Origin of the sequence: Mesorhizobium sp., assembly GCF_024509055.1 — a bacterium.
GTDB lineage: Bacteria > Pseudomonadota > Alphaproteobacteria > Rhizobiales > Rhizobiaceae > Mesorhizobium.
Window position 1 is genome coordinate 1 of sequence record NZ_JANINM010000375.1, and the last position, 25,117, is coordinate 25,117.

The 25,117-nt window shown below is 65.6% G+C and carries 28 protein-coding genes, 1 tRNA gene and 1 pseudogene; 15 read left to right on the forward strand and 15 right to left on the reverse strand.

Annotation, left to right across the window (positions count from 1 at the left end; all coding sequences use genetic code 11):
• Positions 1–212: 212 nt before the first annotated feature.
• The gene (locus Q0L57_RS17350; protein ID WP_296744383.1) at positions 213–1,688 is read left to right on the forward strand and encodes a PLP-dependent aminotransferase family protein; all 1,476 of its coding nucleotides are present in this window, start codon (positions 213–215) and stop codon (positions 1,686–1,688) included.
• Positions 1,689–1,726: 38 nt separating this feature from the next.
• Here the strand turns inward: Q0L57_RS17350 and Q0L57_RS17355 are convergent, their stop codons facing one another.
• From Q0L57_RS17355 to Q0L57_RS17365, 3 genes are all read right to left on the reverse strand, one after another.
• Positions 1,727–2,212, reverse strand: coding sequence for an SRPBCC family protein (locus tag Q0L57_RS17355; protein ID WP_296744384.1), 486 nt, complete (start codon positions 2,210–2,212; stop codon positions 1,727–1,729).
• On the reverse strand, positions 2,209–2,526 hold the full coding sequence (locus tag Q0L57_RS17360; RefSeq protein WP_296744385.1) for a metalloregulator ArsR/SmtB family transcription factor: 318 nt from the start codon (positions 2,524–2,526) through the stop codon (positions 2,209–2,211). Before Q0L57_RS17360 ends, Q0L57_RS17355 begins: the two co-directional genes overlap by 4 nt.
• A 141-nt stretch (positions 2,527–2,667) precedes the next feature.
• Entirely contained in the window at positions 2,668–3,399 is a 732-nt protein-coding gene (locus Q0L57_RS17365) for a pyridoxamine 5'-phosphate oxidase family protein (protein WP_296744386.1), read from the reverse strand.
• Positions 3,400–3,473: 74 nt separating this feature from the next.
• Between Q0L57_RS17365 and Q0L57_RS17370 the strand changes: the two genes are divergently transcribed.
• The gene (locus Q0L57_RS17370) at positions 3,474–4,904 is read left to right on the forward strand and encodes a PLP-dependent aminotransferase family protein (RefSeq protein WP_296744387.1); all 1,431 of its coding nucleotides are present in this window, start codon (positions 3,474–3,476) and stop codon (positions 4,902–4,904) included.
• 3 nt (positions 4,905–4,907) lie between these two features.
• Here Q0L57_RS17370 and Q0L57_RS17375 read toward each other — a convergent pair.
• Both Q0L57_RS17375 and Q0L57_RS17380 read right to left on the reverse strand, forming a co-directional pair.
• A tRNA-Arg gene (locus Q0L57_RS17375) sits at positions 4,908–4,984 on the reverse strand.
• A gap of 215 nt (positions 4,985–5,199) precedes the next feature.
• The gene (locus Q0L57_RS17380) at positions 5,200–6,126 is read right to left on the reverse strand and encodes a DUF1003 domain-containing protein (RefSeq protein ID WP_296744388.1); all 927 of its coding nucleotides are present in this window, start codon (positions 6,124–6,126) and stop codon (positions 5,200–5,202) included.
• Positions 6,127–6,438: 312 nt separating this feature from the next.
• Here Q0L57_RS17380 and Q0L57_RS17385 point away from each other — a divergent pair, with 312 nt between their 5' ends.
• Complete coding sequence (locus tag Q0L57_RS17385) at positions 6,439–6,888, forward strand: universal stress protein (protein WP_296744389.1); 450 nt, start codon at positions 6,439–6,441, stop codon at positions 6,886–6,888.
• Between the two features lie 55 nt (positions 6,889–6,943).
• Here Q0L57_RS17385 and Q0L57_RS17390 read toward each other — a convergent pair whose 3' ends face one another.
• The 3 genes from Q0L57_RS17390 to Q0L57_RS17400 are packed head-to-tail and all read right to left on the reverse strand — an operon-like array spanning position 6,944 to position 11,002.
• The gene (locus Q0L57_RS17390) at positions 6,944–9,409 is read right to left on the reverse strand and encodes an FAD-dependent oxidoreductase (protein ID WP_296744390.1); all 2,466 of its coding nucleotides are present in this window, start codon (positions 9,407–9,409) and stop codon (positions 6,944–6,946) included.
• Positions 9,410–9,460: 51 nt separating this feature from the next.
• Positions 9,461–10,168 (reverse strand): amino acid ABC transporter permease, encoded by a 708-nt coding sequence (locus Q0L57_RS17395; protein WP_296744391.1) that lies wholly within the window; start codon positions 10,166–10,168, stop codon positions 9,461–9,463.
• A gap of 18 nt (positions 10,169–10,186) precedes the next feature.
• Complete coding sequence (locus tag Q0L57_RS17400; protein ID WP_296744392.1) at positions 10,187–11,002, reverse strand: transporter substrate-binding domain-containing protein; 816 nt, start codon at positions 11,000–11,002, stop codon at positions 10,187–10,189.
• Positions 11,003–11,164: 162 nt separating this feature from the next.
• Between Q0L57_RS17400 and Q0L57_RS17405 the strand changes: the two genes are divergently transcribed.
• Positions 11,165–11,737, forward strand: coding sequence for a helix-turn-helix domain-containing protein (locus Q0L57_RS17405; RefSeq protein WP_296744393.1), 573 nt, complete (start codon positions 11,165–11,167; stop codon positions 11,735–11,737).
• Positions 11,738–11,769: 32 nt separating this feature from the next.
• Here Q0L57_RS17405 and Q0L57_RS17410 read toward each other — a convergent pair whose 3' ends face one another.
• Together Q0L57_RS17410 and Q0L57_RS17415 are read right to left on the reverse strand one after the other, a co-directional pair.
• On the reverse strand, positions 11,770–12,795 hold the full coding sequence (locus Q0L57_RS17410; RefSeq protein WP_296744394.1) for an arginase family protein: 1,026 nt from the start codon (positions 12,793–12,795) through the stop codon (positions 11,770–11,772).
• Positions 12,796–12,976: 181 nt separating this feature from the next.
• Positions 12,977–14,023, reverse strand: coding sequence for a D-alanyl-D-alanine carboxypeptidase family protein (locus tag Q0L57_RS17415; RefSeq protein WP_296744395.1), 1,047 nt, complete (start codon positions 14,021–14,023; stop codon positions 12,977–12,979).
• A gap of 223 nt (positions 14,024–14,246) precedes the next feature.
• Here Q0L57_RS17415 and Q0L57_RS17420 point away from each other — a divergent pair, with 223 nt between their 5' ends.
• The 3 genes from Q0L57_RS17420 (at position 14,247) to Q0L57_RS17430 (ending at position 16,500) form a co-directional block, all read left to right on the forward strand.
• Positions 14,247–15,353: a hypothetical protein gene (locus Q0L57_RS17420; protein WP_296744408.1), complete on the forward strand. Its 1,107-nt coding sequence runs from the start codon at positions 14,247–14,249 to the stop codon at positions 15,351–15,353.
• A gap of 78 nt (positions 15,354–15,431) precedes the next feature.
• Positions 15,432–16,043 (forward strand): nucleoside/nucleotide kinase family protein, encoded by a 612-nt coding sequence (locus Q0L57_RS17425; protein ID WP_296744396.1) that lies wholly within the window; start codon positions 15,432–15,434, stop codon positions 16,041–16,043.
• Between the two features lie 157 nt (positions 16,044–16,200).
• Entirely contained in the window at positions 16,201–16,500 is a 300-nt protein-coding gene (locus Q0L57_RS17430; RefSeq protein ID WP_296744397.1) for a hypothetical protein, read from the forward strand.
• 9 nt (positions 16,501–16,509) lie between these two features.
• Here Q0L57_RS17430 and Q0L57_RS17435 read toward each other — a convergent pair whose 3' ends face one another.
• The 3 genes from Q0L57_RS17435 to Q0L57_RS17445 all read right to left on the reverse strand — a co-directional run bounded on the left by Q0L57_RS17435 (position 16,510) and on the right by Q0L57_RS17445 (position 18,811).
• On the reverse strand, positions 16,510–17,214 hold the full coding sequence (locus Q0L57_RS17435) for a glutathione S-transferase N-terminal domain-containing protein (RefSeq protein WP_296744398.1): 705 nt from the start codon (positions 17,212–17,214) through the stop codon (positions 16,510–16,512).
• 129 nt (positions 17,215–17,343) lie between these two features.
• The gene (locus Q0L57_RS17440; protein WP_296744399.1) at positions 17,344–18,552 is read right to left on the reverse strand and encodes a beta-ketoacyl synthase; all 1,209 of its coding nucleotides are present in this window, start codon (positions 18,550–18,552) and stop codon (positions 17,344–17,346) included.
• A gap of 4 nt (positions 18,553–18,556) precedes the next feature.
• Positions 18,557–18,811 carry an acyl carrier protein gene (locus Q0L57_RS17445; protein ID WP_296744400.1) on the reverse strand — a complete coding sequence of 85 codons (255 nt, stop codon included), beginning with the start codon at positions 18,809–18,811 and terminating at the stop codon, positions 18,557–18,559.
• Between the two features lie 198 nt (positions 18,812–19,009).
• Between Q0L57_RS17445 and Q0L57_RS17450 the strand changes: the two genes are divergently transcribed.
• From Q0L57_RS17450 to Q0L57_RS17470, 5 genes are read left to right on the forward strand one after another with little or no spacing between them, the layout of a single operon-like run.
• The gene (locus Q0L57_RS17450) at positions 19,010–19,867 is read left to right on the forward strand and encodes an urease accessory protein UreD (RefSeq protein WP_296744409.1); all 858 of its coding nucleotides are present in this window, start codon (positions 19,010–19,012) and stop codon (positions 19,865–19,867) included.
• A gap of 21 nt (positions 19,868–19,888) precedes the next feature.
• On the forward strand, positions 19,889–20,191 hold the full coding sequence (locus tag Q0L57_RS17455; RefSeq protein WP_296744401.1) for an urease subunit gamma: 303 nt from the start codon (positions 19,889–19,891) through the stop codon (positions 20,189–20,191).
• A gap of 10 nt (positions 20,192–20,201) precedes the next feature.
• Positions 20,202–20,456 (forward strand): DUF1272 domain-containing protein, encoded by a 255-nt coding sequence (locus tag Q0L57_RS17460; protein WP_296744402.1) that lies wholly within the window; start codon positions 20,202–20,204, stop codon positions 20,454–20,456.
• Positions 20,457–20,481: 25 nt separating this feature from the next.
• Entirely contained in the window at positions 20,482–21,075 is a 594-nt protein-coding gene (locus Q0L57_RS17465; protein ID WP_296744403.1) for a HupE/UreJ family protein, read from the forward strand.
• Between the two features lie 7 nt (positions 21,076–21,082).
• A complete protein-coding gene (locus Q0L57_RS17470; protein WP_296744404.1) occupies positions 21,083–21,388 on the forward strand; it encodes an urease subunit beta in 306 nt (101 codons plus the stop codon).
• Between the two features lie 20 nt (positions 21,389–21,408).
• Here the strand turns inward: Q0L57_RS17470 and Q0L57_RS17475 are convergent, their stop codons facing one another.
• A complete protein-coding gene (locus tag Q0L57_RS17475; protein ID WP_296744405.1) occupies positions 21,409–21,900 on the reverse strand; it encodes a hypothetical protein in 492 nt (163 codons plus the stop codon).
• A 114-nt stretch (positions 21,901–22,014) separates the two neighbouring features.
• A complete protein-coding gene (locus Q0L57_RS17480; RefSeq protein ID WP_296744406.1) occupies positions 22,015–22,389 on the reverse strand; it encodes a hypothetical protein in 375 nt (124 codons plus the stop codon).
• A gap of 164 nt (positions 22,390–22,553) precedes the next feature.
• Between Q0L57_RS17480 and ureC the strand changes: the two genes are divergently transcribed.
• The 3 genes and pseudogenes from ureC to Q0L57_RS17495 all read left to right on the forward strand — a co-directional run.
• Positions 22,554–24,269: an urease subunit alpha gene (gene ureC / locus Q0L57_RS17485; RefSeq protein WP_296744410.1), complete on the forward strand. Its 1,716-nt coding sequence runs from the start codon at positions 22,554–22,556 to the stop codon at positions 24,267–24,269.
• Between the two features lie 32 nt (positions 24,270–24,301).
• Entirely contained in the window at positions 24,302–24,736 is a 435-nt protein-coding gene (locus tag Q0L57_RS17490; RefSeq protein ID WP_296744407.1) for a hypothetical protein, read from the forward strand.
• Positions 24,737–24,764: 28 nt separating this feature from the next.
• Positions 24,765–25,117: pseudogene (locus tag Q0L57_RS17495) on the forward strand (hypothetical protein); the annotation flags it as partial.

Genomic DNA, 25,117 nt, shown 5'->3' on the forward strand with positions numbered 1-25,117 from the left:
TGGGCATCTCCCCCACGAGGGGGGAGATCGCTAGCGCGTCGGCTTTCGCCAATCACGAACCTCGCAGAATTGAGCGCGGTCGGGGAAGCCGCCAATCTCCCCCCTTGAGAGGGAGATGTCCGGCAGGACAGAGGGGGGTGCGAAGGAACTCGACCTTCAAAGCCGGCGCGCTTGGCACAAAATTGCGCACCATCCCGGGCGCGAGCTAGCCCATGCGCCCTCTCCACCCCAAACCCCAGACCTTCCCGCTCGACATGCTCGCCGTGGACCGCGCCAGCCCCGAGCATCTCTCCCGCCAGCTCTATCACGGCCTCGTCGCCATCATCCGCGGTCGCGCGCTGCCTCCGGGTTCGGAGCTCCCTTCCACCCGTGCCTTGGCCGTCGAGCTTGGCCTTGGCCGCAACACCATCGTTTCGGCCTACGACCAATTGGTAACCGAAGGCTATCTCGCCAACCGCCAGGGCGCCCGCCCGGTCATTGTCGACCTGCCCGACGGCCCGCGCGAAACGCCGGCCGAGGCCGAGCCCATGCCGCTGCGTGCCCCATCCCGACGTGGCGAGGAACTGCTCGGCCAGCCATGCCACCACGGCAGGCCGGGGCACGTCGCCTTCCACCCCGGCATGCCGGACGCGGCGAGCTTTCCCTTCGGCGTCTGGGGCCGGCTGGTCGCGCGCCGCGCCAGCCATGGCGGCGAAACGCTGTTCGGCACTTATGACGTGACCGGCCACCCGGCGCTGAAGGAGGCGATCGCCGGCTATCTGTTCTCGGCGCGCGGCGTGCGCTGCCGGCCGGAGCAGATCGTCGTCACCACCGGCGCGCAGGCCGCCTTCGATCTTCTTGCCCGCCTGCTGCTCGACCCCGGCGACACGGTGTGGATGGAGGAACCCGGCTATTACGGCGCCAAGGCCGCCTTCACCGTGGCGGGCGCGAAAATCCTGCCCATCCCTGTCGACCAGGAGCGCGGCTGGCGGCTCGATGCTCCCGACTTCTCGCCGCGCCTGATTTACGTGACGCCGGCCTGCCAGCATCCGCTGGGCATCACCATGCGCATGGAGGAGCGGCTGCGCCTGCTCGACATCGCCGAGACCTCCAACAGCTGGGTGATCGAGGATGATTTCGACGGCGAGTACCGTTTCCAGGGCAGGCCTGTGCCGGCGATCCAGAGCATGGATCGCTCCGGCCGCGTCATCTATGTCGGCACCTTCGCCAAGCTCCTGTTTCCCGCGCTGCGCATCGGCTTCATGGTGCTGCCGCCGGAGCTGGCGGGGCGTATCGTCAACGCGCTCTCCACCACCGGCCAGTTCGCGCCGCTCTTGCTGCAGGCCGCGCTCGCCGACTTCATCACCGAAGGCCATATGAGCCGGCATTTGAAGCGGATGCGCCGCATCTACGCCCAGCGCCGCCAGCTGTTTCGCGACATCGTCGCCGAGCGGCTGGGCGACGAGATCACGCTTTCGCCCGCCGAAGCCGGCATCCAGGTGGTGGGCTATCTGAGGCCCGGCATCGACGACATCGCGGTCAGCCAGGCCGCCGCAAAGAGGGCGATCAACGTCTCGCCGCTGTCGAAATATTTCCAGAACACCGTGCCCACCCAGGGGCTGGTGCTGGGCTACGCCGCCTGCGATGCGGCGCAGACCCGAGACGGGGTGGACAGGTTGGCGGCGGCGATCCGCGAGACGTTGGGTTGAGGGGCGAGCGCCCTATGCGATCACCCGCCAGCGCTCCCTCAGGCGCCGCCCGCAACCAGATCGGCATAGCGCTGCAGATAGAGCGGCCAGCCCTGATCGCCGTCGACACCGTCGCGCACGCCTTCCCAGCCCTGGCCGTGGCGTTCCAGGTTGCGGTGCTCGATCTCGACACGGGTGCGCTGCGCACTTTCGGCGGTGAAGCGCACTTCCCATTCGCTGGTTTTTGCTGGATCGGTCTCGATGCGCCATTGCGGGCTGATGTCCCAGCTGAGCAGCACGCGATGCGGCGGCTCATAGGCCAGCACGCGCGCCCAGCGGCACTCGCTGCCGTCGACGCCGCGGTCGTAGATATGGCCGCCGACCCGGGGCTCGAACACCGTCTCGGCGATCTGCACGGCAAGCAGGTTGTGCTCGGCGGGTTTGAAGCCGCCGAAATCCTGCGTGAAGACCTTGAACGCGCGCTCGATGGGCGCCTCGACCACGACGGACTGCTTCACCGACGCAATGGGGATTTTCGTGTTCATGGTGACTCCTCTGGTGGGGTCTCGACGGCCAGCTTGTAGGCCGCGAGCGTCATGCTCCAGAACCGGTCGAGCCAGGCGCGCATCTGGCCAAGCCCGTGCGGGTCGATGTGGTAGACGTTGCTGGCGCCCTTCGGCTCGGCGCGGACCAGCCGCGAATCCCGCAGCACCTTGAGGTGCTGCGACACCGCCGACTGCGACACGCTCACTTGCCGCGTGATCTCCGCCACCGAGCGTGGACGCTCCGCGATCAGCTCGAAGATCTGCCTGCGGGTTGTGTCGCCAAGAGCGGTAAGCTGGGCACTATCAACAGTCATGACTTATGATAAGTGCAGACTGATGATAGAGTCAAGCCGCTGCTGCCACCGACGCGCGAAGACGAAAAAAGCGTCTCGCGGCAAGTCGCGAAACGCTTAGGGCGAGGGCAGCGGGCCGGGCGCATGCCGACCCCGCGAAGGTCACTCGGCCGGTTCGAGATAGGCCATGTCATAGGCCTCGCGCAGCGCGTCATCGAGCTTGCGCCCCTCTCGGTATCCCGCGAGGTTGGCCGGCCGCTCGACGCCGGCAAGAAGGCGCGGGCAGGGTTCGGGCGCGCCGAGCACGGTGTAGACCGGCAGGCGCTCGGCATAGATCGGCAATTCGTAGTCTTCCTCGTCGTCGGCGACGCCCTTGGCGCGCACTTTTGCCGAGGCCCGTTCGATCTCCATGCTGATCACCGCGCTTGCCTTGATCTCCTGCTTCGCGGTTGGCCTGAGCTGTCCCGTCCGGCCGGGGAACAGGCGGTCGACCATCATCACCAGCGCGCGCTCCTTCTCTTCCTGGTCGCTCACCAGCCTGGCCTTCCCGAACGCCATGACCGACCGGTAATCCGCCGAGTGATTGAAGCCGCAGCGGGCGAGCACCAGACTGTCCAGATGCGTCACCGTCAGGCAGGCCGGCTCGCCGGTCGAAAGGTTGCGCAGCATGCGGCTGGCGCTGCTGCCGTGCCAGTAGAGCCGCGTCCCCTCGCGCCAGTAGAGCGTCGGCGTGCAATAGGGCTGCCCGTCGATCACATAGGAGACGTGGCACAGCGCCGCCGAATCCAGCAGCGCATGCACGGTGGCCTGATCGTAGAAACCGCGATCGTGGCGCCGCTTCACGCGGTTGATCTCATCCACGCTATAAGAGGCGGCCGGGCTGTCGTTTGGCATGTCGTTCTCCGAAGTTGAGCCCAGTTCACACCACGGATAAAGTGGTCGGTTCTAGGTCCACTTTCGAGCGAAGCATGCCAACCACTTCCAAGCGGCGCGAAGCCGTGCTCGACATCCCCCTTGAACTCGACCGTTCGCGGGGCAACCAGGCGCTTCAGGTCCATGCGGCTCTGCGCGCCGCCATCCTGGAGGGCCGGCTGGCTGCCGGCTTGCGCCTTCCCTCCACGCGCGCTCTGGCCAGGCAGTTCCGCGTCAAGCGCAACGCGGTGGTCATCGCCTACGAGCATCTGCAGAGCGACGGCCTGGCGGAGGCGCGCATCGGCTCCGGCACCTTCGTCGCGCTGCTTCCGGCGCCGGCGCGCCGTCCTGAGCCGGCAAAGAGCGTGCCCGAAACCGTCAGGCCGCTGCCCGCCGGGCCCTTCGCGCTCGGCAAGACCTATGCCGACCCGCAATTGCTGCGGCGGCTGGCCGCCGTCACGCGCCGGCGCATCATGCGGGCCGACGACATCGAATTCGGCTATGGCGATCCACGCGGCAACAAGGCGCTTCGCGAGCAGGTGGCGCGTTATCTGGCCACCAGCCGCGGCTTCGTCTGCGACCCGGATTGCGTCTTCGTCATCAGCGGCACGCAGCAGGGGCTGAGGCTTTGCGCCGAGGCGCTGCTAAGCCCCGGCGATACGGTGTGGATGGAGGAGCCCGGCTATCCTGTCTCCCGAAGAACCCTGGCCCTGGCCGGCATGACCATCGTTCCCGTCCCGGTCGACTCCGAGGGTCTCGACATGGGCGCAGGCCTGGCAACCGCCGCCGTCGCTAGGGCCGCCTATGTCACGCCCTCGCACCAGTTCCCGACAGGTGTGACGATGACGATGGCTCGGCGCACCGCCTTGGTCGAATGGGCGCGCGCCTCGGGCGCCTGGCTGCTGGAGGACGATTACGACAGCGAGTTCCGCTATGCCGGCCCGCCGCTGACGGCGCTGGCCGGCATCGGCGGCGGCGACCGCGTCATCTATTTCGGCACCTTCTCAAAAATCCTCGGCGCCGGCCTGCGCCTCGCCTACATGGTCGTGCCGCCCGCCGCCGTCGACGCCGTCATCGCGGCCCGCGCCGGCCACGACCGTTTCCCGCCCGGCATCATCGCCGGCGCCGTCGCCGAGCTGATGGCAAGCGGCTTCCTGGCCGACCACATCCGCCGCATGCGCCGCCGCTACCGCGCCGCGCGAGACGTGGTGGTGTCGGCGCTGGAAGCTTCGGCTGGTGGGGCGCTGAGCGTGGTGAAGCCGGAGCAAGGCCTGCACCTCCTGGCGCTGCTGCCGGCAGGCCTCCCGCCGGACGCGGCCGCCGTCATCCGGGAGCGCGCGGGGGTGCAGGCTTGGCTGCTGTCGGAGACTTGCGTGGGGAAGCCGGAGGCGGAGGGATTCGTGCTGGGGTTCAGCGGGCATGAAGTGGCGGAGTTGGATGCGGCGGCTGTAAAGTTGGGAGAGGCGGGGAGGTCGTATCTGGGATAGAGTTGGCGCACCCGACAAGATTCGAACTTGTGACCTCTGCCTTCGGAGGGCAGCGCTCTATCCAGCTGAGCTACGGGTGCTTCCCGGGTAACCGGAAAACGAACCGACCGGTGAACCGGCCAGCCACGGCTTCTTAGCGGAACCGCGCGCGGGCTTCAACGGTCAATTGGCGATTGTGCGGCGGTCGGATGGGTTGATCGTCTGAGCGACAGGCTATCGGAGATGGCGCATCCCCTCTCCGTCTCGGCTTCGCCGAGCCACCTCTCCCCACTTTGTGGGGCGAGGAACTCCTGGCTTAACCCTCCACCTCTACCTTCGCGGTCTTGCGCCGCACCGCCCTTGGCGCTCGCTTCTGCTTCTTCGGCGTCAGCTCGTGCATGGCGTCGAGCTGCATCTGCTGCATTTCGGCCAGGCGCTGCCATTGGCGCGAGATGAGGTAGTCGAGCTTTTCGTGCAGGTGCCGCACTTCCAGCTCGGCCTTCAGGTTCACCCGGTAGTCGTTGAAGGAGCGCAGGCGGTCTTTGGCTTCCTGCCGCTTCTGGCTCATCATGATCACCGGCGCCTGCACGGCGGCGATGCAGGACAGCACGAGGTTGAGCAGGATGAACGGGTAGGGGTCGAAGGCTTTCGATTCGCCCTGGATGAGGTTGAGCCCGATCCAGATCAGCAGGATCGCCGCGAAGGAGATCAGGAACCACCAGCTGCCGCCGAACTCGGCCATGTTGTCGGAAACGCGGTCGGCGAAGGAGCGGTGCTCCTCGAACTCCTCTTCCGAGTTTTCCGAGATCGTGTCTTGCCTCGCGATCGATTCCACCACCTGGCGGTCGAGCTCGGTGAATTCGCCGTGTTCCTGCTGCAGCAGCTCTTCCGTGTAGCGCATCCGGTAGCGGCCGAGCTCCTCGCGGCTGATGCGGGCGCCGGGCGGCAGCTCGGGATGGTCTGCGCGGATGCGGTCGGCGAGGCTTGGCCGCAGGTCGTCGATGCGCACCAGGTCGCGCTTGCGGAATTTCTTGCCGCTGATCGCCGACGGCTTCTTCTTCGCCTTGACCCGCCCGGTGCCGGGCACATGCGGCTCTGAATCCGGCACTTCCGGCGTCTCGAGATGTTCGTCCGAAACCCCATGCAGTTCGTCCGGCGTGGTCGGCGCTTCGAGATACTCGCCGCCACTGGCGTTCTGGTTGTCTGCTTTCTTCTGCGCGGATGCCTTGGGGTCGCTGGCCATGCTCAGTGCTCCTGTTCTCGGCTTTCACACACGATATGCTAAGCCGGCGCGACTTATCTACCGTCACCGCCTATTTCACGTTTCTGTGCAGCTTTTGTGATGGTGGCCCTTGATGTGAGGCCGGCGCCTGTTCGCCCATCCCGTGCTGGCGCAATCGTCTCCACCCGGCTGGCCTTGATCTGGATCAAGGTAGCCCTGTGGCAGGCCTGCTAGGCAAACTATATCGAAGTGAGGCCCGCCGCCTGGAAGAGCCGGCCGGGCTCCCGCCACCTGAGGGGCGCGTCGCGCTCCGCGCATAGAGGGATCGCAACCATGTACAAACATCTTCTCATCGCCACCGATGGTTCGGAACTCTCCCAGAAGGGCGTCGCCCACGGCCTGGCGCTAGCCAAGGGCCTCGGCGCCGCCGTCACCTTCGTCAACGTCTCGGAGCCGTTCCCGATCCTGGCCTGGGGCGGCGCCATGTCCGGCTACGTGGCCGGCGACGAACTGGCCAATTACGAGGAAAACGCCCGCCAGTACGCCCGCGACGTGCTGGAGAAGTGCAAGGCCTCGGCCGACGAGGCCGGCCTGCGCTCGAAGGGCATGCACATTGAGAACCGCACGCCCGCCGAGGCGATCCTCGACGTCGCCCGCACCGATGCCTGCGACCTCATCGTCATGGCCTCCCACGGCCGCCGCGGCCTCGGCCGCCTGCTGCTTGGCAGCCAGACGGCGGAAGTGCTGTCGCTGACCGAGATTCCGGTCCTGGTGGTGCGGTAATCGGTTTCGGCAGGACAGAGGGGGGCGCTGTCCCGCTGACGCTCGCCGCCTTCGCCTAGCCCTTCAGCCGAGCGCCTTTCGGGTCGTAACATGGCCTGAGCTGCGCCCGCGCCGGATAGCGCTTCCAGGCGATCTCGACCTCCAGCGGCATCGAGGCCAGATACTCGTCGGTGACGCCGTCGGCGCATTCGACATAGGCCATGCCGAGCGAGGCGCCGACGCGATGTCCGTAGGCGCCGGAGGTCACCGAGCCGATGATGCGCCCGTCGCGCCACACGGGTTCGTGGTGGTAGAGCAGGGGCGCTGCTTCATCTTCCAGCCGCAATTGCACCAGCCGGCGGCGTATCGGGCCGGCCTCCTTCTGGCGCAGCAACGCCTCGCGCCCGATGAAGCCGCCCGCCTTGTCGAAGGCGACCGCGAAGCCGAGCCCGCCCTGCAGCGGTGAATCCTCCTCGCCGATGTCGTGGCCCCAATGGCGGTAGCCCTTCTCCATGCGCAGCGAGTTGATGGCGAAATAGCCGCCATGGGCGAGCCCGAAGGCGGCGCCCGCCTCGACGAGACGGTCGAAGGCATGGGCGGCGAACTCCGCTGGCATGTAGAGCTCGTAGCCGAGCTCGCCCACGAAGGTCAGGCGGCTCGCGCGCGCACGGGCATAGCCGAGGTCGATCTCGCGGCTGGCGCCGAACGGGAAGCCGGCGTCGGAGAAATCGTCGGGCGAAACGGCCCGCAGCAGGTCGCGTGACTTCGGCCCCATCAGCGCCAGCATCGGCAGGCCAGACGTGATGTCGCGCACGAACACATGCGCGTCCTTAGGGATATGCCTGGTCAGCCAGGTCAGGTCGCGCCGCTGCGACACCGCTATGGTCACCACCATGAAGCTGGTTTCCGAAAGCCTGGTCACCGTAACGTCGGCCTCGATGCCGCCAAGCTCGTTCAGCCACTGCGTGTAGACGACGCGGCCGACCGGCACGTCGATGTTGTTGGCGCAGATGCGGTTCAGCGCCTTCAGCGCGTCGCGCCCCTCGACCTCGTATTTGACGAAGCAGGAATGGTCGAACAGCGTCACGTTCTGCGCGGTGTTGCGGCACTCGGCGCCGGTGAGGTCGAACCAGTTCTGGCGTCCGTAGGAATATTCTATCTCGGGTGTCACGCCGTGCCCGGCGAAAAAGCCCGGGCGCTCGAAGCCGGCGGCCTCGGTCATGAAGGCGCCTTCGGCGAGCAGCCGGTCATGGAAGGGGCTGCGCCTGATGCCGCGCGCCGTGGCGAACTGGCGGTAGGGCCAGTGCATGTCGAACAACAGCCCGAGCGTCTCGGTGGTGCGGTCGTAGAGATAGCGCTTGTTGGACTGGAAGGAGACGGTGCGGCGCACGTCGACATCGGCGAGGTCGACAGGCGGGCGGCCGTCGCGGATCCATTCTGACAGCGCCTTGCCGACGCCGCCCGACGACAGGATGCCGATCGAGTTGAAGCCGCAGGCGCAGAACAGCCCGGCCACCTCGGAGGTCTCGCCGATCAGGTAGCGGTCGTCGGGCGTGAAGCTCTCCGGGCCGTTGAAGAACAGCTTGATGCCGGCCTCGGCCAGCAGCGGCACGCGCTTCGTCGCCATTTCCAGGATCGGCTCGAAATGCTCGAAATCCTCCGGCAGCGAATCGAAGCAGAAATCCTGCGGGATGCCGTTGTGGCCCCACGGCTTGGCGTTGGGCTCGAAGCAGCCGAGCAAAAGCTTGCCGGCGTCTTCCTTGTAGTAGGCGCACTCGTCGCCCATGAACAGCACCGGCAGGTTGCGCGGCAGCTCGGGGATCGTCTCGGTGACGATGTAGAAATGCTCGGCCGCGTGCAGCGGCAGCGTCACGCCCGCCGTGGCGGCGAGATCGCGCGACCACATGCCACCGCAGACCACCACCCGGGATGCGCGGATCTCGCCCTGGTCGGTGACGACGCCGACGGCGCACCCGTTCTCGACCAGGATCCTGTCCACCTTCGTATTCTCGAAAATCCTGCCGCCGCGCATGCGCGCGCCCTTGGCATAGGCCATGGTCACGTCGGCCGGGTTCACCTGCCCGTCATGCGGGAACCAGAAGCCACCGACGATGCCGTCGAGATCGATCGGCGACCAGCGCTCCTTGATCTCGCCGGGGCTGACCTTCTCCACCGGCAGGCCGAAATTGCGGCCCATAGAGGCGCCGCGCGCCAGTTCCTCCAGCCGCGCCTCGGTGCGGGCGACACGCAGCGAGCCGCGCCGCAAGAAGCCGGTCGCCTGCCCAGTCTCCTCCTCCAGGCTGGCGAACAATTCGCCCGTATACTTGGCCAGTTCCGTCATCTGCCGCGTGGCGCGCAGCTGCGTGACGAGGCCCGCCGCGTGCCATGTGGTGCCGCAGGTCAGTTGCTTGCGCTCGCACAGAACCACATCGGTGATGCCGAGCTTGGTCAGGTGATAGGCGATCGAGCAGCCGGCCACGCCGCCGCCGATGATCACGACGTCGGCCGTTCTGGGCAAATGATTGCTGGATGGGTCGCTCACCGTCTCGCTCCTCGGGTACTTTTTGATTTTCCTGATCGCGCCCGCGCCTGGTCAGCCGTGCGGCGCATTGCCGGCGCCACGCGGCTTCGCCCAGGCGAAGCGCCGTTCGAAGCGCTTCTGCAGCAGCATCAGCGTGTAGACCATAGCGAGATAATAGATGGAGGCGACGGAATAGAACTCCGCGTAGCGGAATGTCGAGGCGACGCTCTGCTGGGTCACCGCCATCAGTTCGGTCAGCGAGATCACCGATGCCAGCGAAGTGGTCTTCAACAGGCTAATGAATTCGTTGACCGTCGGCGGCAGCGCGACGCGCAGCGCCTGCGGCACCGCGATGAGGAAGAAGACGTGCGGCTTGCGCAGCCCGAGCGCCGCGCCCGCCTGATATTGTCCGCTGTCGACCGCGGAGAGCGCCGCGCGGTTGATCTCGACCTGATAGGCCGCCTCGTTCAGCGTCAGCGCCAGGAACGCGGCCACGAAAGGCGAGAACCAGGCTTCGCGGAAGACCGGTGATATCTGCGGCAGGCCGTTCCACACGAACAGCAGCAGGAGCAGCGCCGGCAAGGCGCGAAACAGGCCCACATACGCCGTCGCTGCCCAGCGCAGCCACCATCGCTTGCCGTCCAGCGCCAGGGCCAGCGGCAGCGACAGCAAGATCGCCGCCGCATGGGAAATGACCGTCAGCGCGAGCGCCACCAGCGCCGCCTTGAAGAAGGTCGCGGAAAACAGCGTTGACCAGAAAAGGCCGGTATCGAAACTCACCGCAGCGCTCGCCCGGCTCTATTCGCCGACGCCGGTCACCGTCGACAACGGCAGCTTCCATTGCTCGGCGATGGTCTTCATCGTGCCGTCGGCCATCAGCGCCTTGACCGCGCCGGCGACCGCCGCCTGGTCGGCATCGTCCTTGCGGAAATAGGCTGCGTATTGGTCGGCGGCGCCGGCGGCATAGAGGATCTTCAGTTCGCCCGGCTGCTGGAGATCGCGATAGGCGAACTCGGTGTCCTGGCTGATCGTGCCGGTGGCGCGCCCGATCATCACCTGCTGGATGGCGTCGGTCTGCTTGGGATAGGTCTGCAGCGTGATCTTGTCGTGGCCTGCCTTGGCGAGCTCGTCGTTCACCTTGTTCAGCAGGTCGATGTAGGAGGTGCCGCTCTGGACCGCGACCACCTTGCCGGAAAAGTCTTCGTAGCTTTTGTAGGCCGTGTCGTCGCCGGCCTTGCCGATCATGACGACGCCGGTCTTGAGGTAAGGCACGCCGCTGAATTTCTCGAGGCGTTCGGGCTTGAGCAGCGCGCCGCTGATGACGATGTCGCAGCGCTTGGATTCCAGCCCCGGCAGCAGGCCGTTGAAGTCCATCGCCGTGATGTTGGCCTCGACCTTCCAGTGCGCGGCGAGCGCCTTGATGACGTCGATGTCGATGCCGACGGGCGGCTCGCCCGGCGTCTTGACGAATTCCATCGGCGGAAAGGTCGGGTCGACGCAGGCCTGCAGCTTCCCGCCGGAAACGAAGCTAGGCGCGCCGTCGGCCATGGCGGGCGTCGCGACGACCGGCGTCGCGGCAAGGAGTATGGAAAGGCAGATCAGCTTTCTTGACATGGTTCACCTCTGGGTTTCGGGCTCTTTGCGGCCCCGTATCAGGCTTGCTTAAAGTTCTTAAATAGTCAACATAATTCGCTGTAACAGAACAATCTCGGACAAGCCTTGCCGGCTAAAGCTGTGGCATAGTGCCTGTACGAACTCGAATCGGAGGAAGCGTTCGTGTCAGACTCTCCAACAGCCAAGCGCGGCGCCCCCAACATCGGCAGGCTGCTGCGCGCGCGGCGCCGCGACCTCGACATGACGCTGGACGAAGTCGCCAGCGCCGCCGACCTCACCAAGAGTTTTCTGAGCGACATCGAGCGCGACAAGACCTCGCCTTCGGTCGCCTCCCTGGTGCGCCTTTGCGAGGTCCTGGCGCTTCCCGTCGGCGATCTGTTCACGCCGGCCCGCTCGGGCGTGGTGCGCAGCGACGACCGGCCTCCCATCCGGTTCGGCGGCACCGGCGTTTCGGACTACCTGATTTCGCCGGCCGAGGCGAAGCGGCTCCAGGTCATCTATTCCGACATCGCGCCCGGCGGCACCGGCGGCGAAAAACTCTACACGCTGGGCTGCGAGGAAGAGTTCGTCTTCGTCCTCGACGGCGCGATACGGATCGTCGTCGAGGACACTACCCATGAACTCGGAGTCGGCGATGCGATCGCCTTCGATCCGCGCCGCCCGCACACTTTCGCCAACGCGTCCGCGAGCGAGCCGGCCAGGGCACTGTTCGTGCTGACGCCGCCGCCACGTTGAACAGGGCGGGCGGCGGCCAGCGGCGCGCAGCCTCACCGCGCGGGCTTGTCGGCCCGCATCCGATCGGCCATCAGGCAGATCATCTCGAAGGCGACGACCATGGCGTTCATGGCGGTGATCTGGTTGGGGCTGTCCTTGGTTGGCATCAGGCACACGATGTCGCCGCCGACGATGTTGAGGCCGCGCAGGCTCTGCAGGATGCGCACCGCGTCGCCGATCCTGAGGCCGGGATAGCCCGGCTCGATGTTGGACACGCCCGGCGCGTCGGCGGGATCGAGCACGTCGAGATCGAAAGTTATGTAGACCGGCGCGTCGCCGACGCGTTCGCGCACCTGGCTTGCCACCTTCTCCCAGCCGTCACGCTCGATCTCGTCCATGCCGATGACGCGGTAGCCGAGTTCCTCGCTGGTGTTGCGCGAGCCTGGCGTCCCGACATTCGGACGGATGCCGATCTGCGAGGAGCGCGTCGGATCGACGTGGCCCTCGGTGGCGGTGTAGCTGCTCCAATGCGCCGCTGAGCGACGGTTGCCCAGCCAGTGCGGCAGGTGATGGTAGCTGTCGGTGTGCGAATCGAAATGCACGAGCGCAACCGGCTTTCCGTCGGTCATGTTCGACCCCGGTCCGGCCACTGCCTTGAGCAGCGGCCCGGTGATCGAGTGGTCGCCGCCGATAGACACAAGGCGGCTGCCGGCCTTGGCGAAACGCTTCGCGTAGAGTTCGATATGGCGCACGCTGGTGTCGTTCACCATCGCTTCCGGCAGCGGCACGTCGCCGGCGTCGACGACCTTGCAGACATCCCATGGCACGAAACCGAAGCGGCCATGGCCGCGCCGGTAGAGCGCCGAGACATGGCGTACGGCACGTGGGCCAAGATGCTGGTCGCGCTCGGTCGAGCCATTGCCCGAGGAATGCGGAACGCCGAGCACGGCGATCTCACCGGCTCCCGGCTCCTCGTTCCAGGGCGCGCGGAAGAAGGTTGGAATACCCCACCAGTACCAGCGCTCCATCTCCTTGCGCGCTGCGGCCCAGTCCACGGTGTCGGCTTCTATCTCGGTCATCGTTGTTCCGTATTTACGAATTAAATTCGCTAATAGCGTACCAGCGATAGACGAAACGTCAAGTGAGCCAGCGATCGTCTTTGGCTCGAGGCAAGATAGCGCCACCTTCGAGGGCGGGAGCAGTCACATGAAACGCTTAGGCGATCGGGCTGCGCCGTGCGGCTACAGTCCTGGCGGTCACCTATTGCGGCGGCAGCAGCGGCGAGCTCGGCGAGGCCAAATCCGGCGACGGCAGATCGGAGGCCGGCAAACCCGGCAGCGAGGAACTTGGCGCCGGCGATCCGGGCGCGGGCAAGCCGGGCTGCGACAGTCCGGGAAGTGGCGAACCGGCCTGCTGCTCCCCGGCGAACATCAGCTTGGTCTTGGCGTCGGCGCTGGCGGGCTGCAGGCTGCGCTGGATCAGCGCCTCGACATGGTCGTTGCGCCGGCGCGCGCTTTCGGCGCCCATCACCACCACGATGAGGTGCCGCCCGTCGGCATTGTAGGAGGTGACGATGTTGTAGCCGGAGGCGCGGATATAGCCGGTCTTGATGCCGTCGACGCCGTGCACCCGGCCGAGCATGTCGTTGTGGCCGCGCACGAGCCTGCCGCGGAACATGAAGTCGCTTTCGGAAAAATAGTGGAAATGCTGCGGGAAGCGGCGCTCGAGCGCCAGCCCCAGCACCGCCATGTCGCGCGCCGTCGTCACCTGGCCGTCGTCGGGCAGCCCGCAGGCGTTGCGGAAACTGGTGCCGGTCATGCCGAGCTGCCTGGCCTTGGCGGTCATCATCGCGGCGAACTGGTCTTCACTGCCGCCGCCCAGATATTCGCCCACCGCCACCGCCACGTCGTTGGCCGACTTCACCACCATGGCGCGGATCGCGGAATCGACGTCGATCGTCTCGCCGCGCCGGAAGCGCAGCTTGGTCGGCGGCTGCGAGGCGGCGTGTTCGGAGACCGGGATCTGCGTTTCCTTGGTCACCCGGCCGCTCTGCATCGCCTCGAACAGCATGTAGAGCGTCATCATCTTGGTGAGCGACGCCGGATAGCGCTGCGCCGTCGAATTCACCTCGAACAGCGTCTTGCCGGTCGATGCGTCGATCACGATCGCCGCGTATCGCTGCGCAGGCGCCGGCACGTTGAGCACGCTCTCCGGCGGTGCGGCCGTGGTGCAGCCGGCCACCAGCACCAGAAAGGCAAACGCCGCGATCAGTTTCTGGAGGGCGGGCAAGGGACGCAGATAGGACAAGACGGTTCTTAAGCTGTTGCTGAGACGAGGCGACGCTAGCCTAACGCACCCGCTGCGTCCATTTGGTTAACGGCCGGATAGAGGCATTTGCCCAGGTTTCAGCACACGTCTACCATCCTCGGCGCACGATTGGGCGGTTGATGCAAAATGCCTGCCGCCGTGCTTGCCTTTCCAAGGTCGGGCAGGCTTTTCTGGCGCCTTGCAACAGATTCGGGGTGGAATGATGGACACGGTCACGATCGGCGCAAAGGGTATCTCGGTGTCGCTGGATCTCGCGGTCGGCCACATCGCCGCCATGGAGGTGGAGGCCGACGGCCGCCGCTTGACGCCGCTGCATCGCGCGCCCTGGGTCGGCTCGCCGCGCCAGGCGCTGCCGGAAAACCTGCCAGAAGGCACCGTGCGCCTGTCGGGCGATTTCCTCTGCGCGCCCTTCTCCACCAGCGATGTCGAGGCCGCGCCCCTGCATGGCTGGCCGGCCAACAGTGGGTGGGATGCGACTGAGAACGGCGCGATCGCCGGCGGCTGGCGCGCCGTCTTCCGGCTACGCCGCAAGGTCATGGGCGCGGCGGTCGACAAGGTCTTCACCCTGCGCGACGGCCATCCTTTCCTCTACCAGGAGCATGTCTTTTCCGGCGGCGCCGGCGCCATTTCCGTCGCGCATCATCCGATGACGGTGATGCGCGACGGTGGACGGCTGGCCTTCTCGCCGAAGCGCGCGGCGGTCACCCCGGCCACTCCCCTCGAGCCCGACCCGGCGCGCGGCCGTTTCCGGCTCGCCTATCCGGCTCGCGCCGCCGACCTTGCGCATTTTCCGCTCGCCGCCGGCGGCACGACCGATCTCACCGATTACCGCATGGAGGACAAGCGCGAGGATTTCATCACACTGGTCGAGGCCGACCACGGCGGCCCCGGCTGGACGGCGGTCGCCCGCCACGCCGAGCAGGATCTGGTGCTGGTGCTGAAAAATCCGGCTGAGCTGCCGGTGACGATGCTGTGGTTCTCCAATGGCGGGCGCGACTATGCCCCTTGGAACGGCCGCCATGTCGGCGTGCTCGGCATCGAGGACGGCCGCACCGCGGTCGGCCATGCCGCCTCGCTAGGCGACAACTGGTTGAAGCACGAAGGCGTGGCGACGGCCTTTGCGCTTGCCGAAGGGCGGTCGTTCTCGTTCCGCCACGTCATCGGCGCTGTTCCTTTCACCGATTCGGAGGCGCCGACCGGGATCGAAACCGTTCGCGACCGCATGCGCATCCTCGCCGCCGATGGCGCCGCCAGGGACGTGCCCTTCGACGGCGAGTTCCTGCGCGTAGGCCGCGCCGTTCCTGCCTAGGACCACGGCCGATCCGGGTTTGAAATTTCCGCCGACTGCCGCCAAGATGCGGCCGAAACATTACCCGGAAGGCCGCCGATGTCCGAGATCGCCCATATCACCGCCGCCATCTTCAAGCGTGCCGGCAAGGCCAAGCGCTTCATCGTCGCCATCGCCGGCCCGCCGGGCGCCGGCAAGTCGACGATTTCGGCGTCGCTGCACGAATTGCTGCCCGAGGGCACGTCCGAGGTCGTGCCGATGGACGGCTTCCATTTTGACGACAGCATTCTGAATCGCCGCGGCATGCGTGCCCGCAAGGGCGCGCCGGAAACCTTCGACTTCGCTGGCTTCGAGACGCTTCTGAAGCGCATCCGCTCCGGCGAGCCTGACATCGCCATTCCGGTGTTCGACCGCAGCATGGAATTGTCGCGCGCCGCCGCCGAGATCGTCGGCGCCGACACCAAGTTCATCCTGGTCGAGGGCAACTATCTGCTGCTCGACGAGGAACCATGGTCGCGGCTCGCCCCGCTGTTCGATTTCACTATTTATGTCGACGTGCCGCGCAACGAACTCGAGCGCCGCCTGATGGAGCGCTGGCGCGGTCACGGCAAGTCCGACGAGGATGCCCGCGCCTGGATCGCCTCCAACGACATGCCGAACATCGAGCGTGTGCTGGCGCGCCGCAGGGCGGCCGATCTGGTGATTGGTTAACCTGCTCAATTTTCAATATTTTCGGGTCGGAACCTTAAGGATTTCGTCCCGTTATGCCCCTATTGCGAAACAGTCCGGCGACGGAGCGATTCCAAGGAGAGCCGGTAACGGTTTTCCGGCTGGAATTGCGTGAAAAACAAGCAGCAGGAACCGTCCGATGGCAACCAGGACCAAGAAAACCACGCCCAGAAGCAGGGCGATGCAACCGAAAGCCCCTGTCGATTCGGCACCGAAGGATGTCAAGCCTTCCTTCGGCAAGGCCGCGCCCAGGAAGGTCGTGCCAGGCGCCGTGCACAAGGTCTCCGCGAAACCCGCCAAGGCCCACAAGCCGGCGGCCGGAAAGTCAGGCCCGATCCGCACCGTGGCAAGCGTTGCAACCGGCGCGGTGGTGGCCACCGCCCGGCTTGCCGCTTCCGTGCTCGGTCGGGGCGGCAAGGCCAAGGCCAAGACGAAATAAGGCTGCCGATCAACCCTTCGCGGGGATTGTAAGGCCCTTCTGCACGGCCGGTCGCGCCAAGCCGCGTTCCAGCCAGGCGGCCACGCTTCGGAAATCGTCGAAGCCCACGAGTTCGCGTGCCTCGTAGAAGCCGATCAGGTTGCGCACCCAACCGAGCATGGAAACATCGGCGATCGAATAATCGTCGCCCATGACCCATTGCCGGCCCTTGAGCCGCGTCTCCAGCACGCCGAGCAGACGCTTAGACTCGTCGCGGTAGCGCTCCAGCGGCCGCTTGTCGGCGATCTCACGCCCCGCGAATTTGTTGAAGAAACCCACCTGCCCGAACATCGGGCCGATGAAGGCCATCTGGAAGAAAACCCACTGGATCGTCTCGTAGCGCCGGATCGGATCGGAAGGGATGAGCTTGCCGGTCTTGTCGCTTAGATAGAGCAGGATGGCGCCGGATTCGAACAATCCGATCGGCTTGCCGCCGGGACCATCCGGATCGATGATCGCTGGAATTTTGCCGTTGGGGTTCAGTGACAGGAATTCGGGCGTCCAGCTCTCGTTCTTGCCGATATCGACATAGTGCGGCTCATAAGCCAGTCCGATTTCCTCCAGCGCGATCGAGATCTTCACGCCGTTGGGCGTCGGCGTGGAATAGAGCTGCAGGCGCTCGGGATGCCTGGCCGGCCAGCGCTTGGCGATCGGAAAGGCGGACAGGTCGGTCATCTGAGACTCCGGGGTGTGGATTTCTTGGGGCGGGCGCTTGGCGGGGTAGTCCAAGAAACTAGGATCCTGCCGCCCGGGATCAATATGCCAGGCAACGGGGTCGTTTGCGGAACCGGCGGTACGTCGCGATCAGATCGCCTTGAACGCCAGCACCGCATTGGTGCCGCCGAAAGCGAAGCCATTGCTGATCGCGACGCGCACCTTGCGCTCGCGCGCCACGTTCGGCGTCACGTCGAGATCGCAATCGGGGTCGGGCTCGCGGAAATTGGCCGTCGGCGGCACGATGCCCTCGCGGATCGCCATCACGCAGGCGATCATCTCCAGCCCGCCCGAGGCGCCGAGGCAGTGCGCATGCATCGACTTGGTCGAGGAGACCGAGAGCGAGCGCGCATGCTCGCCGAAGACGCGCTTGATCGCCGCCGTTTCGATCTGGTCGTTGGCCTTGGTGCCGGTGCCGTGTGCGTTGAGATAGTCGACGTCTTCCGGATTGAGCCCGGCGTCGACCAGGCAGAAGCGCATCGCCGCTTCCGGTCCCTCGACCGTCGGAGCAACGATGTCGGAGGCGTCGGCGGAAAGCCCGGCGCCGGCGATCTCGGCAAGGATGGTGGCGCCGCGCGCCATGGCATGGTCGTAGCTTTCCAGCACTGCCATGCCGGCGCCTTCGCCGATCGACAGGCCCTGGCGGTCGGCCGAGAACGGCCGGCAGGTGTCGGGCGAAAGCACCCGCAGCGCCTCCCAGCCCTTGAGCACGCCCCAAACAAGCGGCGCCTCGGTGCCGCCGGCGAGCATGACGTCGGCGCGGCCGAGCCTGATCTGGTCGACGGCCGATGCAATGGCGTGATTCGCCGACGAGCAGGCCGAGGTAACGCCGAACACCGGTCCGCGCAGGCCGAGATTCATGCTGACCTGGCCGGCCGCGGCCCCCGGCATCACCTTAGGCACGGTGAAGATGGCGGCGCGGTTGCGCCCTTCCACCAGGATCGCGCGGTAATTTTCCTCGATGGTCTCGAAACCAGCGACGCCGATGCCGACGATGGCGCCCATCCGGTAGGTGTTGTCGGCATGCGCCGCCAGACCTGCCTGGGCCATGGCTTCGCGCGCGGCAATCACGGCCAGCAGGCTGAAGCGGTCCATCGAGACGGTCTGTCTGCGGTCGATGCCGTGCTCGGGCAGCTGCTTGATTTCGCAGCCGACCTTGACCTTCAGGTCATGCAGCGAGGGGTTTTCGATCGTGCCGATCGCCGAACGCCCTGAGCGCATGGCGTCCCACATCGACGGCACATCGTTGCCGAGCCCGCATATCCCGCCAATGCCGGTGATGACGACGCGTTTCAGCATTCAGTCAGGCTTTTTTCGCAATCAGCGCGCGAACCGCCTCGACCATGTCGCCGACGTTCTTGAGGTTGCTCCAGGCGTCGACCGTGTTCATCTCGATCTCGATGCCGTACTTCTCCTCGAGGTCGAAGATGATCTCGGTCAGCTCCAGCGAATGGATGCCGAGCGTGCTGAGATCGGTGCTGGGAGTGATTTCCTCGCCACCGGTTTCCGCGTGGGCCTTGATCTTCTCGATGATTTCGGTCGTCAGCTGGTCAGCCATTCGGTTCCCTTCCCCTGTCGTTTCCCGACGCCAACTGATCAGCGCCCCTTTGTCCCCGGAGTCACAAAACGTCGTCGCCTTTACCCCATCAGGCATCGCGCGACCATTCCAAGATGGCTTCCCTCTATAGAAACCAAAACGATGTCAAGCAACAAGCTATATATCGACAAAGCCGCCGGAGTGCTTAACGTTGGCGCCGTGGACATGATCGGCGACACATTGGTCTCCCCGCCCGCCGCGCAACGTGTTGCCGGGCGAGCCAGGCTTTTCTGCGGCAAGCGGGCTGGCCGGACGCGTCTTCAGCGCCTTTATCAGGACGGATCCGCGAAGATCCGCATGCCCACGGTGCAGGGCGATCCGCTCGAGGCCGTGCTGATCAACACCGCCGGCGGGCTGACCGGCGGCGACCGGCTTGGCTGGGCCACAGAGGTGGGCGAGGGCGCTTCCGTCTCCATCACCACCCAGGCTTGCGAGAAGGTTTATCGCGCCGCGTCCGATCGCGCCGAGACGAAAGTGGACTTGAGGGTCGGCGCCGGCGGTCGGCTGGCCTGGCTGCCGCAGGAAACCATCGTCTTCGACCGCTCGGCCTTTGCCCGCAACCTGGATGTGGAGCTTGCCGAGGGTGCTGAGGCGCTCCTGCTGGAAGCCACCCTGTTCGGCCGGCTGGCGATGGGCGAACGGACCGTGCATGGCAGTTTTCACGATCGCTGGCGGGTGCGCCAGGACGGCAGGCTCATCCATGCCGAGGATTTCCGCATCGGTCCGGATATCGCGGCGCAGCTCCAGCGCCCGGCGGCAGCCGGCGACGCCTGTGCAATCGCCACGCTGCTCCTCGTATCGCCGCGCGCCGAGACGCTGCTGGAACCTGCTCGCGCGATCGTCGGCGACCCCGTGATCGCTGGCGGAGGCGGCGCCAGCTTCTGGAAGGTCGGCCAATCTGGCAAGCTTCTTGCGAGGCTCGTCGCCGGCGACGGCTATCAGCTCCGCAAGCGACTGGTTCCGTTGGTCGAACTGCTCAACGGGCGGGCCGGCCTGCCCAAATTATGGTCACTCTGATCTCGAACACCGGGACGACGCATGAACCTGACGCCGCGTGAAAAGGACAAGCTGCTGATCGCCATGGCGGCGATCGTGGCGCGCAAGCGGCTTGAGCGCGGCGTCAAGCTAAACCATCCCGAGGCGATCGCGTTGATCACCGATTTCGTCGTCGAGGGCGCCCGTGATGGCAGGCCCGTCGCCGAGCTCATGGAAGCCGGCGCTCATGTCGTCACCCGCGAGCAGGTCATGGACGGCATTGCCGAGATGATCCACGACGTCCAGGTCGAGGCGACGTTTCCCGACGGCACCAAGCTGGTGACCGTGCACGAGCCGATCAGGTGAGGAGAGATCGATGCTGGAGCTGAGGCCAAACTGCGAATGCTGCGACAAGGGTCTGCCACCGGAGGCGGCCGACGCGCTGATCTGCACCTTCGAGTGCACCTTCTGCGCCGATTGCGTGGAAAACGTGCTGGGCGGCGTCTGCCCGAATTGCGGCGGCAATTTCGCGTCGCGGCCGATTCGTCCGGCCGCGATGCTGAAAAAGTATCCACCCTCGACCAAGCGCGTGTTGAAGGCCGAAGGTTGTGGCCCGCGCAAGGCCGCATGATCCTCTCGAATTGGAAGGCAGACCGATGATTTCCGCTTCGACCAAACGCACTACGCTCGCCGCCATCCTGCTGTTTGCCGCCGTGATGCCGGCTTACGCCCATGTCGGTGTAGGCACGACTTCGTCCTTCGCCGCCGGTTTCGCCCACCCGCTTTCCGGCCTCGACCATATGACTGTGATGATCGCCATCGGCCTGTGGGCGGCCATGAAAGGCGGCAGGGCGGTGTGGGCATGGCCGCTGGCCTTCGTCGGCGTCATGCTGGTCGGCGGCGCGCTCGGCATGCTGCATGTGCCGCTGCCTTTCGTCGAGCCCGGCATTCTCGCTTCTGTCGTGGCGCTTGGACTGCTCGTCGCGCTGGCGGTCGACCTTCCGGTCTCGGCGGGCGTCGCCATCATCGGCTTGTTCGCCCTGTTCCACGGCCACGCGCATGGCACCGAAGTGCCTGAGAACGCCGGTGGCCTGGAATACATGGCCGGCTTTTCCGTCGCCACGGCACTTCTTCATTCCCTCGGCATCGCGGGCGGCCTCGGGCTTGGGCTGCGGTTCCGCGGACTCACCCGCGCTGCCGGTGCCGCGTGCGCGGCGGTCGGCGCCGGTCTTGCCTTCGGCGTTTTGTGAGGGCGCGATGATCCCCGGCGAAGTCATCACGGCCGACGGCGACATCGAGCTGAACGAGGGCCTGCCGACGCTGACGCTGAAGGTCGCCAACAGCGGCGACCGGCCGATCCAGGTTGGCAGCCACTATCATTTCTTCGAGACCAACGAAGGGCTGAAATTCGATCGCGAGCGAGCACGAGGCATGCGGCTGGACATTCCCGCCGGCACCGCCATGCGCTTCGAACCGGGGCAGGAGCGCGACGTCACTTTGGTGCCGCTCGGCGGCAAGCGCGAAGTCTACGGGTTCCAGCAGAAGGTGATGGGCAAGCTGTGAGACCGGCCGGCTCGGTCAAATCACTTCGGAGGCTTGGCCGCGGCATAGATGACCATCTTGCCGGGGTTGTTGAACTCCACCGCAAGCACGTCCTCGGCAAGCACGCGCCGCGAGTCGATGACGTTGAAGAGCAGCGCGTTTGCTTCGATCTCCTGGCGCAGTTCCGTGACATCGTCCTTGTGTTGCTTCACCTTGTTTTCGATGGACGGCGGCGGGCCGCCTTCGCTACGCGCGGCGTCCGTCAGGAAGACGATGTCGACCGTGTCGAGCTTGGTCGTCTTGCGCACCGTGCCGATGTTTTCGCGAGTGCGATCGATGGCCGTGATGACCTTTCCGGCTTCCGTCTTCGACAGTACTTCTTCCTGCCGGATGACCGAATCGACGATCGGCGCGGCCGGCCTGCCATTGTCCAACGGCTGCGCGGAGAGCGCAGGATTGGGCGCTGTTGCGGCAAGGCACGAGGCCAGGGCCAAGGCCTTGGTCCATTTCGTGAGGCGCGGGGCGGTCGGCATCGCTCGCTCCTGACTGAACTTTTGGCGGGGCGAAAAAGGCGAAACGAATCTGCCCCTCGGGAAGTTCCCTCGCTGACGGGCCTGATACCGGCCCGCCAGCGGGGCTTTTCCGGGTCAGCTAGCCTTTTTCGTGATCAGCGTCAGCGCGCCGTTCGGCTGCATGCTCGCGGCGATCACCTGCGCCGAGCTCATCCCCTTGGCTTGCAGCGCGGACTTCACCTTTGGGGTGGCATCGATCGATTTGCGCAACGTCTGCAAGCCGGCATCGCCGCGCTGCGCCACGATCTGGTTGACCTGCGTCTGCGTGTCTTTGGGCAGTTCGGTGATGTCGACGACGTTGACGCTCTGGATTGCCGGCACGCCGGGCTGGGCCTTCGCGGCGGGCGCGGCCGGGGCCGGGCTGGGCTGCGGCGTCGGCTGCTGTTGGGCACTGGCGGCGCCCGCCAGCATCAGGGTGGCGGCGGCCGCCAAGAATATCGTCTTGCGCATGGATGTTCCTTCCATCGGCTTGGGAGTGACCCCACCCGCCTCAGCCGCCCGAGGGGAACGTCCAAATGGGCGCTCAAAGTGTCGGCGAGCGGGTCATTGCGTGACCATTGGATGGCGACAATGTGCTGCCGGACCTCAATCAACGTTACCTTCGGGAGCAATTGCTGATGGCCAGATTAACCCGTGCCGCCTATGCGCGCATGTACGGCCCGACGGTTGGCGACAAAGTGCGGCTCGCCGACACCGAGCTGTTCATCGAGGTCGAAAAGGATTTCACCGTCCATGGCGAGGAAGTGAAATTCGGCGGCGGCAAGGTCATCCGCGACGGGATGGGCCAGAGTCAGGTCGCGCGTGCTGAAGGCGCGGTCGACACGGTGATCACCAACGCGTTGGTCGTCGACGCGCTCACCGGCATCGTAAAGGCCGATATCGGGCTGAAGGATGGCCGCATTGCCGCAATCGGCAAGGCCGGCAATCCAGACACGCAGGATGGCGTCACCATCATCATCGGTCCGGGCACGGAGATCATTGCCGGAGAAGGAAAAATCCTCACCGCCGGCGGCTTCGACGCACATATCCATTTCATCTGCCCGCAGCAGATCGAGGAAGCGCTGATGAGCGGCATCACCACCATGCTCGGCGGCGGCACCGGCCCGGCGCATGGCACCTTGGCCACCACGTGCACGCCTGGTCCCTGGCACATGGCGCGCATGATCCAGTCCTTCGACGCTTTCCCGATGAACATCGGCCTGTCCGGCAAGGGCAACGCATCACGGCCGGCGGCGCTGGAAGAGATGGTGCTGGCCGGCGCCTGCTCTCTGAAGCTGCATGAGGACTGGGGCACGACTCCCGCCGCCATCGACTGCTGCCTGTCGGTCGCCGACGATCACGATGTGCAGGTGATGATCCACACCGACACGCTGAACGAATCGGGCTTTGTCGAGGACACGGTGGCGGCGATCAAGGGTCGCACCATCCACGCCTTTCACACCGAGGGCGCCGGCGGCGGCCATGCGCCCGACATCATCAAGGTCTGCGGACTGCCAAACGTCATCCCATCATCGACCAATCCGACCAGGCCTTACACCGTGAACACCTTGGCCGAGCATCTCGACATGCTGATGGTCTGCCATCATCTGTCGCCCTCGATCCCCGAGGACATCGCCTTTGCCGAAAGCCGCATCCGCAAGGAGACCATCGCGGCGGAAGACATCCTGCACGACATCGGCGCCTTTTCGATCATCTCGTCGGACAGCCAGGCCATGGGCCGCGTCGGCGAGGTGGCGATCCGCTGCTGGCAGACCGCCGACAAGATGAAGCGCCAGCGCGGCGCGCTGCCGCAGGAGACCCGCGGCAACGACAATTTCCGCGTCCGCCGCTACATCGCCAAATACACGATCAACCCGGCGATCGCGCACGGGCTGTCGAAGGAGATCGGCTCCATCACGGTGGGCAAACGTGCCGATCTCGTGTTGTGGAATCCGGCCTTCTTCGGGGTGAAGCCCGAGATGGTGCTGGTCGGCGGCATGATCGCCGCTGCTCCGATGGGCGATCCCAACGCCTCGATCCCCACACCGCAGCCGATGCATTACCGGCCGATGTTCGGCGCCTACGGCAAGGCGCGAACCAATTCCTCGGTGACCTTCGTTTCGAGAGCCGCCTTCGATGCCGGCCTGCAAGGCAGGCTTGGCGTGGAAAAGGCGATGGTCGCGGTTGAGAACACGCGCGGCGGCATCGGCAAGCATTCGATGGTGCTCAACGATGCCACGCCGCATGTCGAGGTCGATCCTGAAACCTACGAGGTGCGCGCCGACGGCGAGCTGTTGACTTGCGAACCGGCGACGGTCTTGCCGATGGCGCAGAGGTATTTTCTGTTTTAGGGTCGTGGCCAACAACAAGTGGGTGATCGGCCATGGACGAGCAGAAGAAAGCGGCTCTCATCGCGAGGATGGGCGAGTTGGAAAAGTATAATGGCGGCGTTGCTCCGGTTGTTATGCCGCTGGTTACGCTGGAGCAGTATTTCGACGGAGCCGACGGAGAAGCTGGCCTCTTGTGCAATAGTCACGTCGCTCCCGACAACGCAATGATCCTGGCGGTGTTCAAGTCGATACGAGACCGGCCCGAGGTTAGCGACGTCAGGGTGGCGATTACTCAATGTGACACCGGGGAATGGCCGTTCTCGGATAAGGTCGTTGTCGTGACACGTGCCGAAGAAGGCGAAGTGCTCAACTGGCTCCCTTCTGGTTTTGAGCCTGACGAGACCTGGGAGGGAGATGTAGACCATCTTCCTGCGGAAAGGATCGAGGTCCCCTCCGACCACCGGAAGCTTTGGTTCTGGTACGATTGAGGCAGTAACTGCCAGCGCAGAACAGACCATGGCCACCGAAATCGCTTCCCCCCACGACATCTTCCCTCACATCCGCATCGTCATGGGCATGGTGATCGGCCTCGGCGTCACCCGGCTGCTTTCGGGCGTCGCCCGCCTTATCCAGCATCCCGGCCAGTACCGGCTCTATGGGGTGCATCTCGCCTGGGTGGGCTCGCTGCTCTTGATGATGGTGCATTTCTGGTGGTGGGAGTTCGGGCTCTACGCCATCGAGTCATGGACCTTCGGCAAATACCTTTTCATCATCTTCTACGCCATCACGCTGTTCCTGATGTGCGCGCTGCTGTTTCCGGATTCGATGCTCGATTACACCAGCTACGAGGACTATTTTTACTCGCGCCG

What these genes read in the sequence shown, in the direction of transcription:
- Q0L57_RS17445 (WP_296744400.1), bottom strand. Translation starts at nt 18,811, where the DNA reads ATGGCTGACCAGCTGACGACCGAAATCATCGAGAAGATCAAGGCCCAC.
- Q0L57_RS17460 (WP_296744402.1), top strand. Translation starts at nt 20,202, where the DNA reads ATGCTGGAGCTGAGGCCAAACTGCGAATGCTGCGACAAGGGTCTGCCA.
- Q0L57_RS17365 (WP_296744386.1), bottom strand. Translation starts at nt 3,399, where the DNA reads ATGCCAAACGACAGCCCGGCCGCCTCTTATAGCGTGGATGAGATCAAC.
- Q0L57_RS17360 (WP_296744385.1), bottom strand. Translation starts at nt 2,526, where the DNA reads ATGACTGTTGATAGTGCCCAGCTTACCGCTCTTGGCGACACAACCCGC.
- Q0L57_RS17430 (WP_296744397.1), top strand. Translation starts at nt 16,201, where the DNA reads ATGGCAACCAGGACCAAGAAAACCACGCCCAGAAGCAGGGCGATGCAA.
- Q0L57_RS17440 (WP_296744399.1), bottom strand. Translation starts at nt 18,552, where the DNA reads ATGCTGAAACGCGTCGTCATCACCGGCATTGGCGGGATATGCGGGCTC.
- Q0L57_RS17490 (WP_296744407.1), top strand. Translation starts at nt 24,302, where the DNA reads ATGGACGAGCAGAAGAAAGCGGCTCTCATCGCGAGGATGGGCGAGTTG.
- Q0L57_RS17400 (WP_296744392.1), bottom strand. Translation starts at nt 11,002, where the DNA reads ATGTCAAGAAAGCTGATCTGCCTTTCCATACTCCTTGCCGCGACGCCG.
- Q0L57_RS17370 (WP_296744387.1), top strand. Translation starts at nt 3,474, where the DNA reads ATGCCAACCACTTCCAAGCGGCGCGAAGCCGTGCTCGACATCCCCCTT.
- Q0L57_RS17350 (WP_296744383.1), top strand. Translation starts at nt 213, where the DNA reads ATGCGCCCTCTCCACCCCAAACCCCAGACCTTCCCGCTCGACATGCTC.
- Q0L57_RS17475 (WP_296744405.1), bottom strand. Translation starts at nt 21,900, where the DNA reads ATGCCGACCGCCCCGCGCCTCACGAAATGGACCAAGGCCTTGGCCCTG.
- Q0L57_RS17435 (WP_296744398.1), bottom strand. Translation starts at nt 17,214, where the DNA reads ATGACCGACCTGTCCGCCTTTCCGATCGCCAAGCGCTGGCCGGCCAGG.
- Q0L57_RS17420 (WP_296744408.1), top strand. Translation starts at nt 14,247, where the DNA reads ATGGACACGGTCACGATCGGCGCAAAGGGTATCTCGGTGTCGCTGGAT.
- Q0L57_RS17380 (WP_296744388.1), bottom strand. Translation starts at nt 6,126, where the DNA reads ATGGCCAGCGACCCCAAGGCATCCGCGCAGAAGAAAGCAGACAACCAG.
- Q0L57_RS17455 (WP_296744401.1), top strand. Translation starts at nt 19,889, where the DNA reads ATGAACCTGACGCCGCGTGAAAAGGACAAGCTGCTGATCGCCATGGCG.
- Q0L57_RS17480 (WP_296744406.1), bottom strand. Translation starts at nt 22,389, where the DNA reads ATGCGCAAGACGATATTCTTGGCGGCCGCCGCCACCCTGATGCTGGCG.
- Q0L57_RS17355 (WP_296744384.1), bottom strand. Translation starts at nt 2,212, where the DNA reads ATGAACACGAAAATCCCCATTGCGTCGGTGAAGCAGTCCGTCGTGGTC.
- Q0L57_RS17385 (WP_296744389.1), top strand. Translation starts at nt 6,439, where the DNA reads ATGTACAAACATCTTCTCATCGCCACCGATGGTTCGGAACTCTCCCAG.
- Q0L57_RS17465 (WP_296744403.1), top strand. Translation starts at nt 20,482, where the DNA reads ATGATTTCCGCTTCGACCAAACGCACTACGCTCGCCGCCATCCTGCTG.
- Q0L57_RS17470 (WP_296744404.1), top strand. Translation starts at nt 21,083, where the DNA reads ATGATCCCCGGCGAAGTCATCACGGCCGACGGCGACATCGAGCTGAAC.
- Q0L57_RS17410 (WP_296744394.1), bottom strand. Translation starts at nt 12,795, where the DNA reads ATGACCGAGATAGAAGCCGACACCGTGGACTGGGCCGCAGCGCGCAAG.
- Q0L57_RS17425 (WP_296744396.1), top strand. Translation starts at nt 15,432, where the DNA reads ATGTCCGAGATCGCCCATATCACCGCCGCCATCTTCAAGCGTGCCGGC.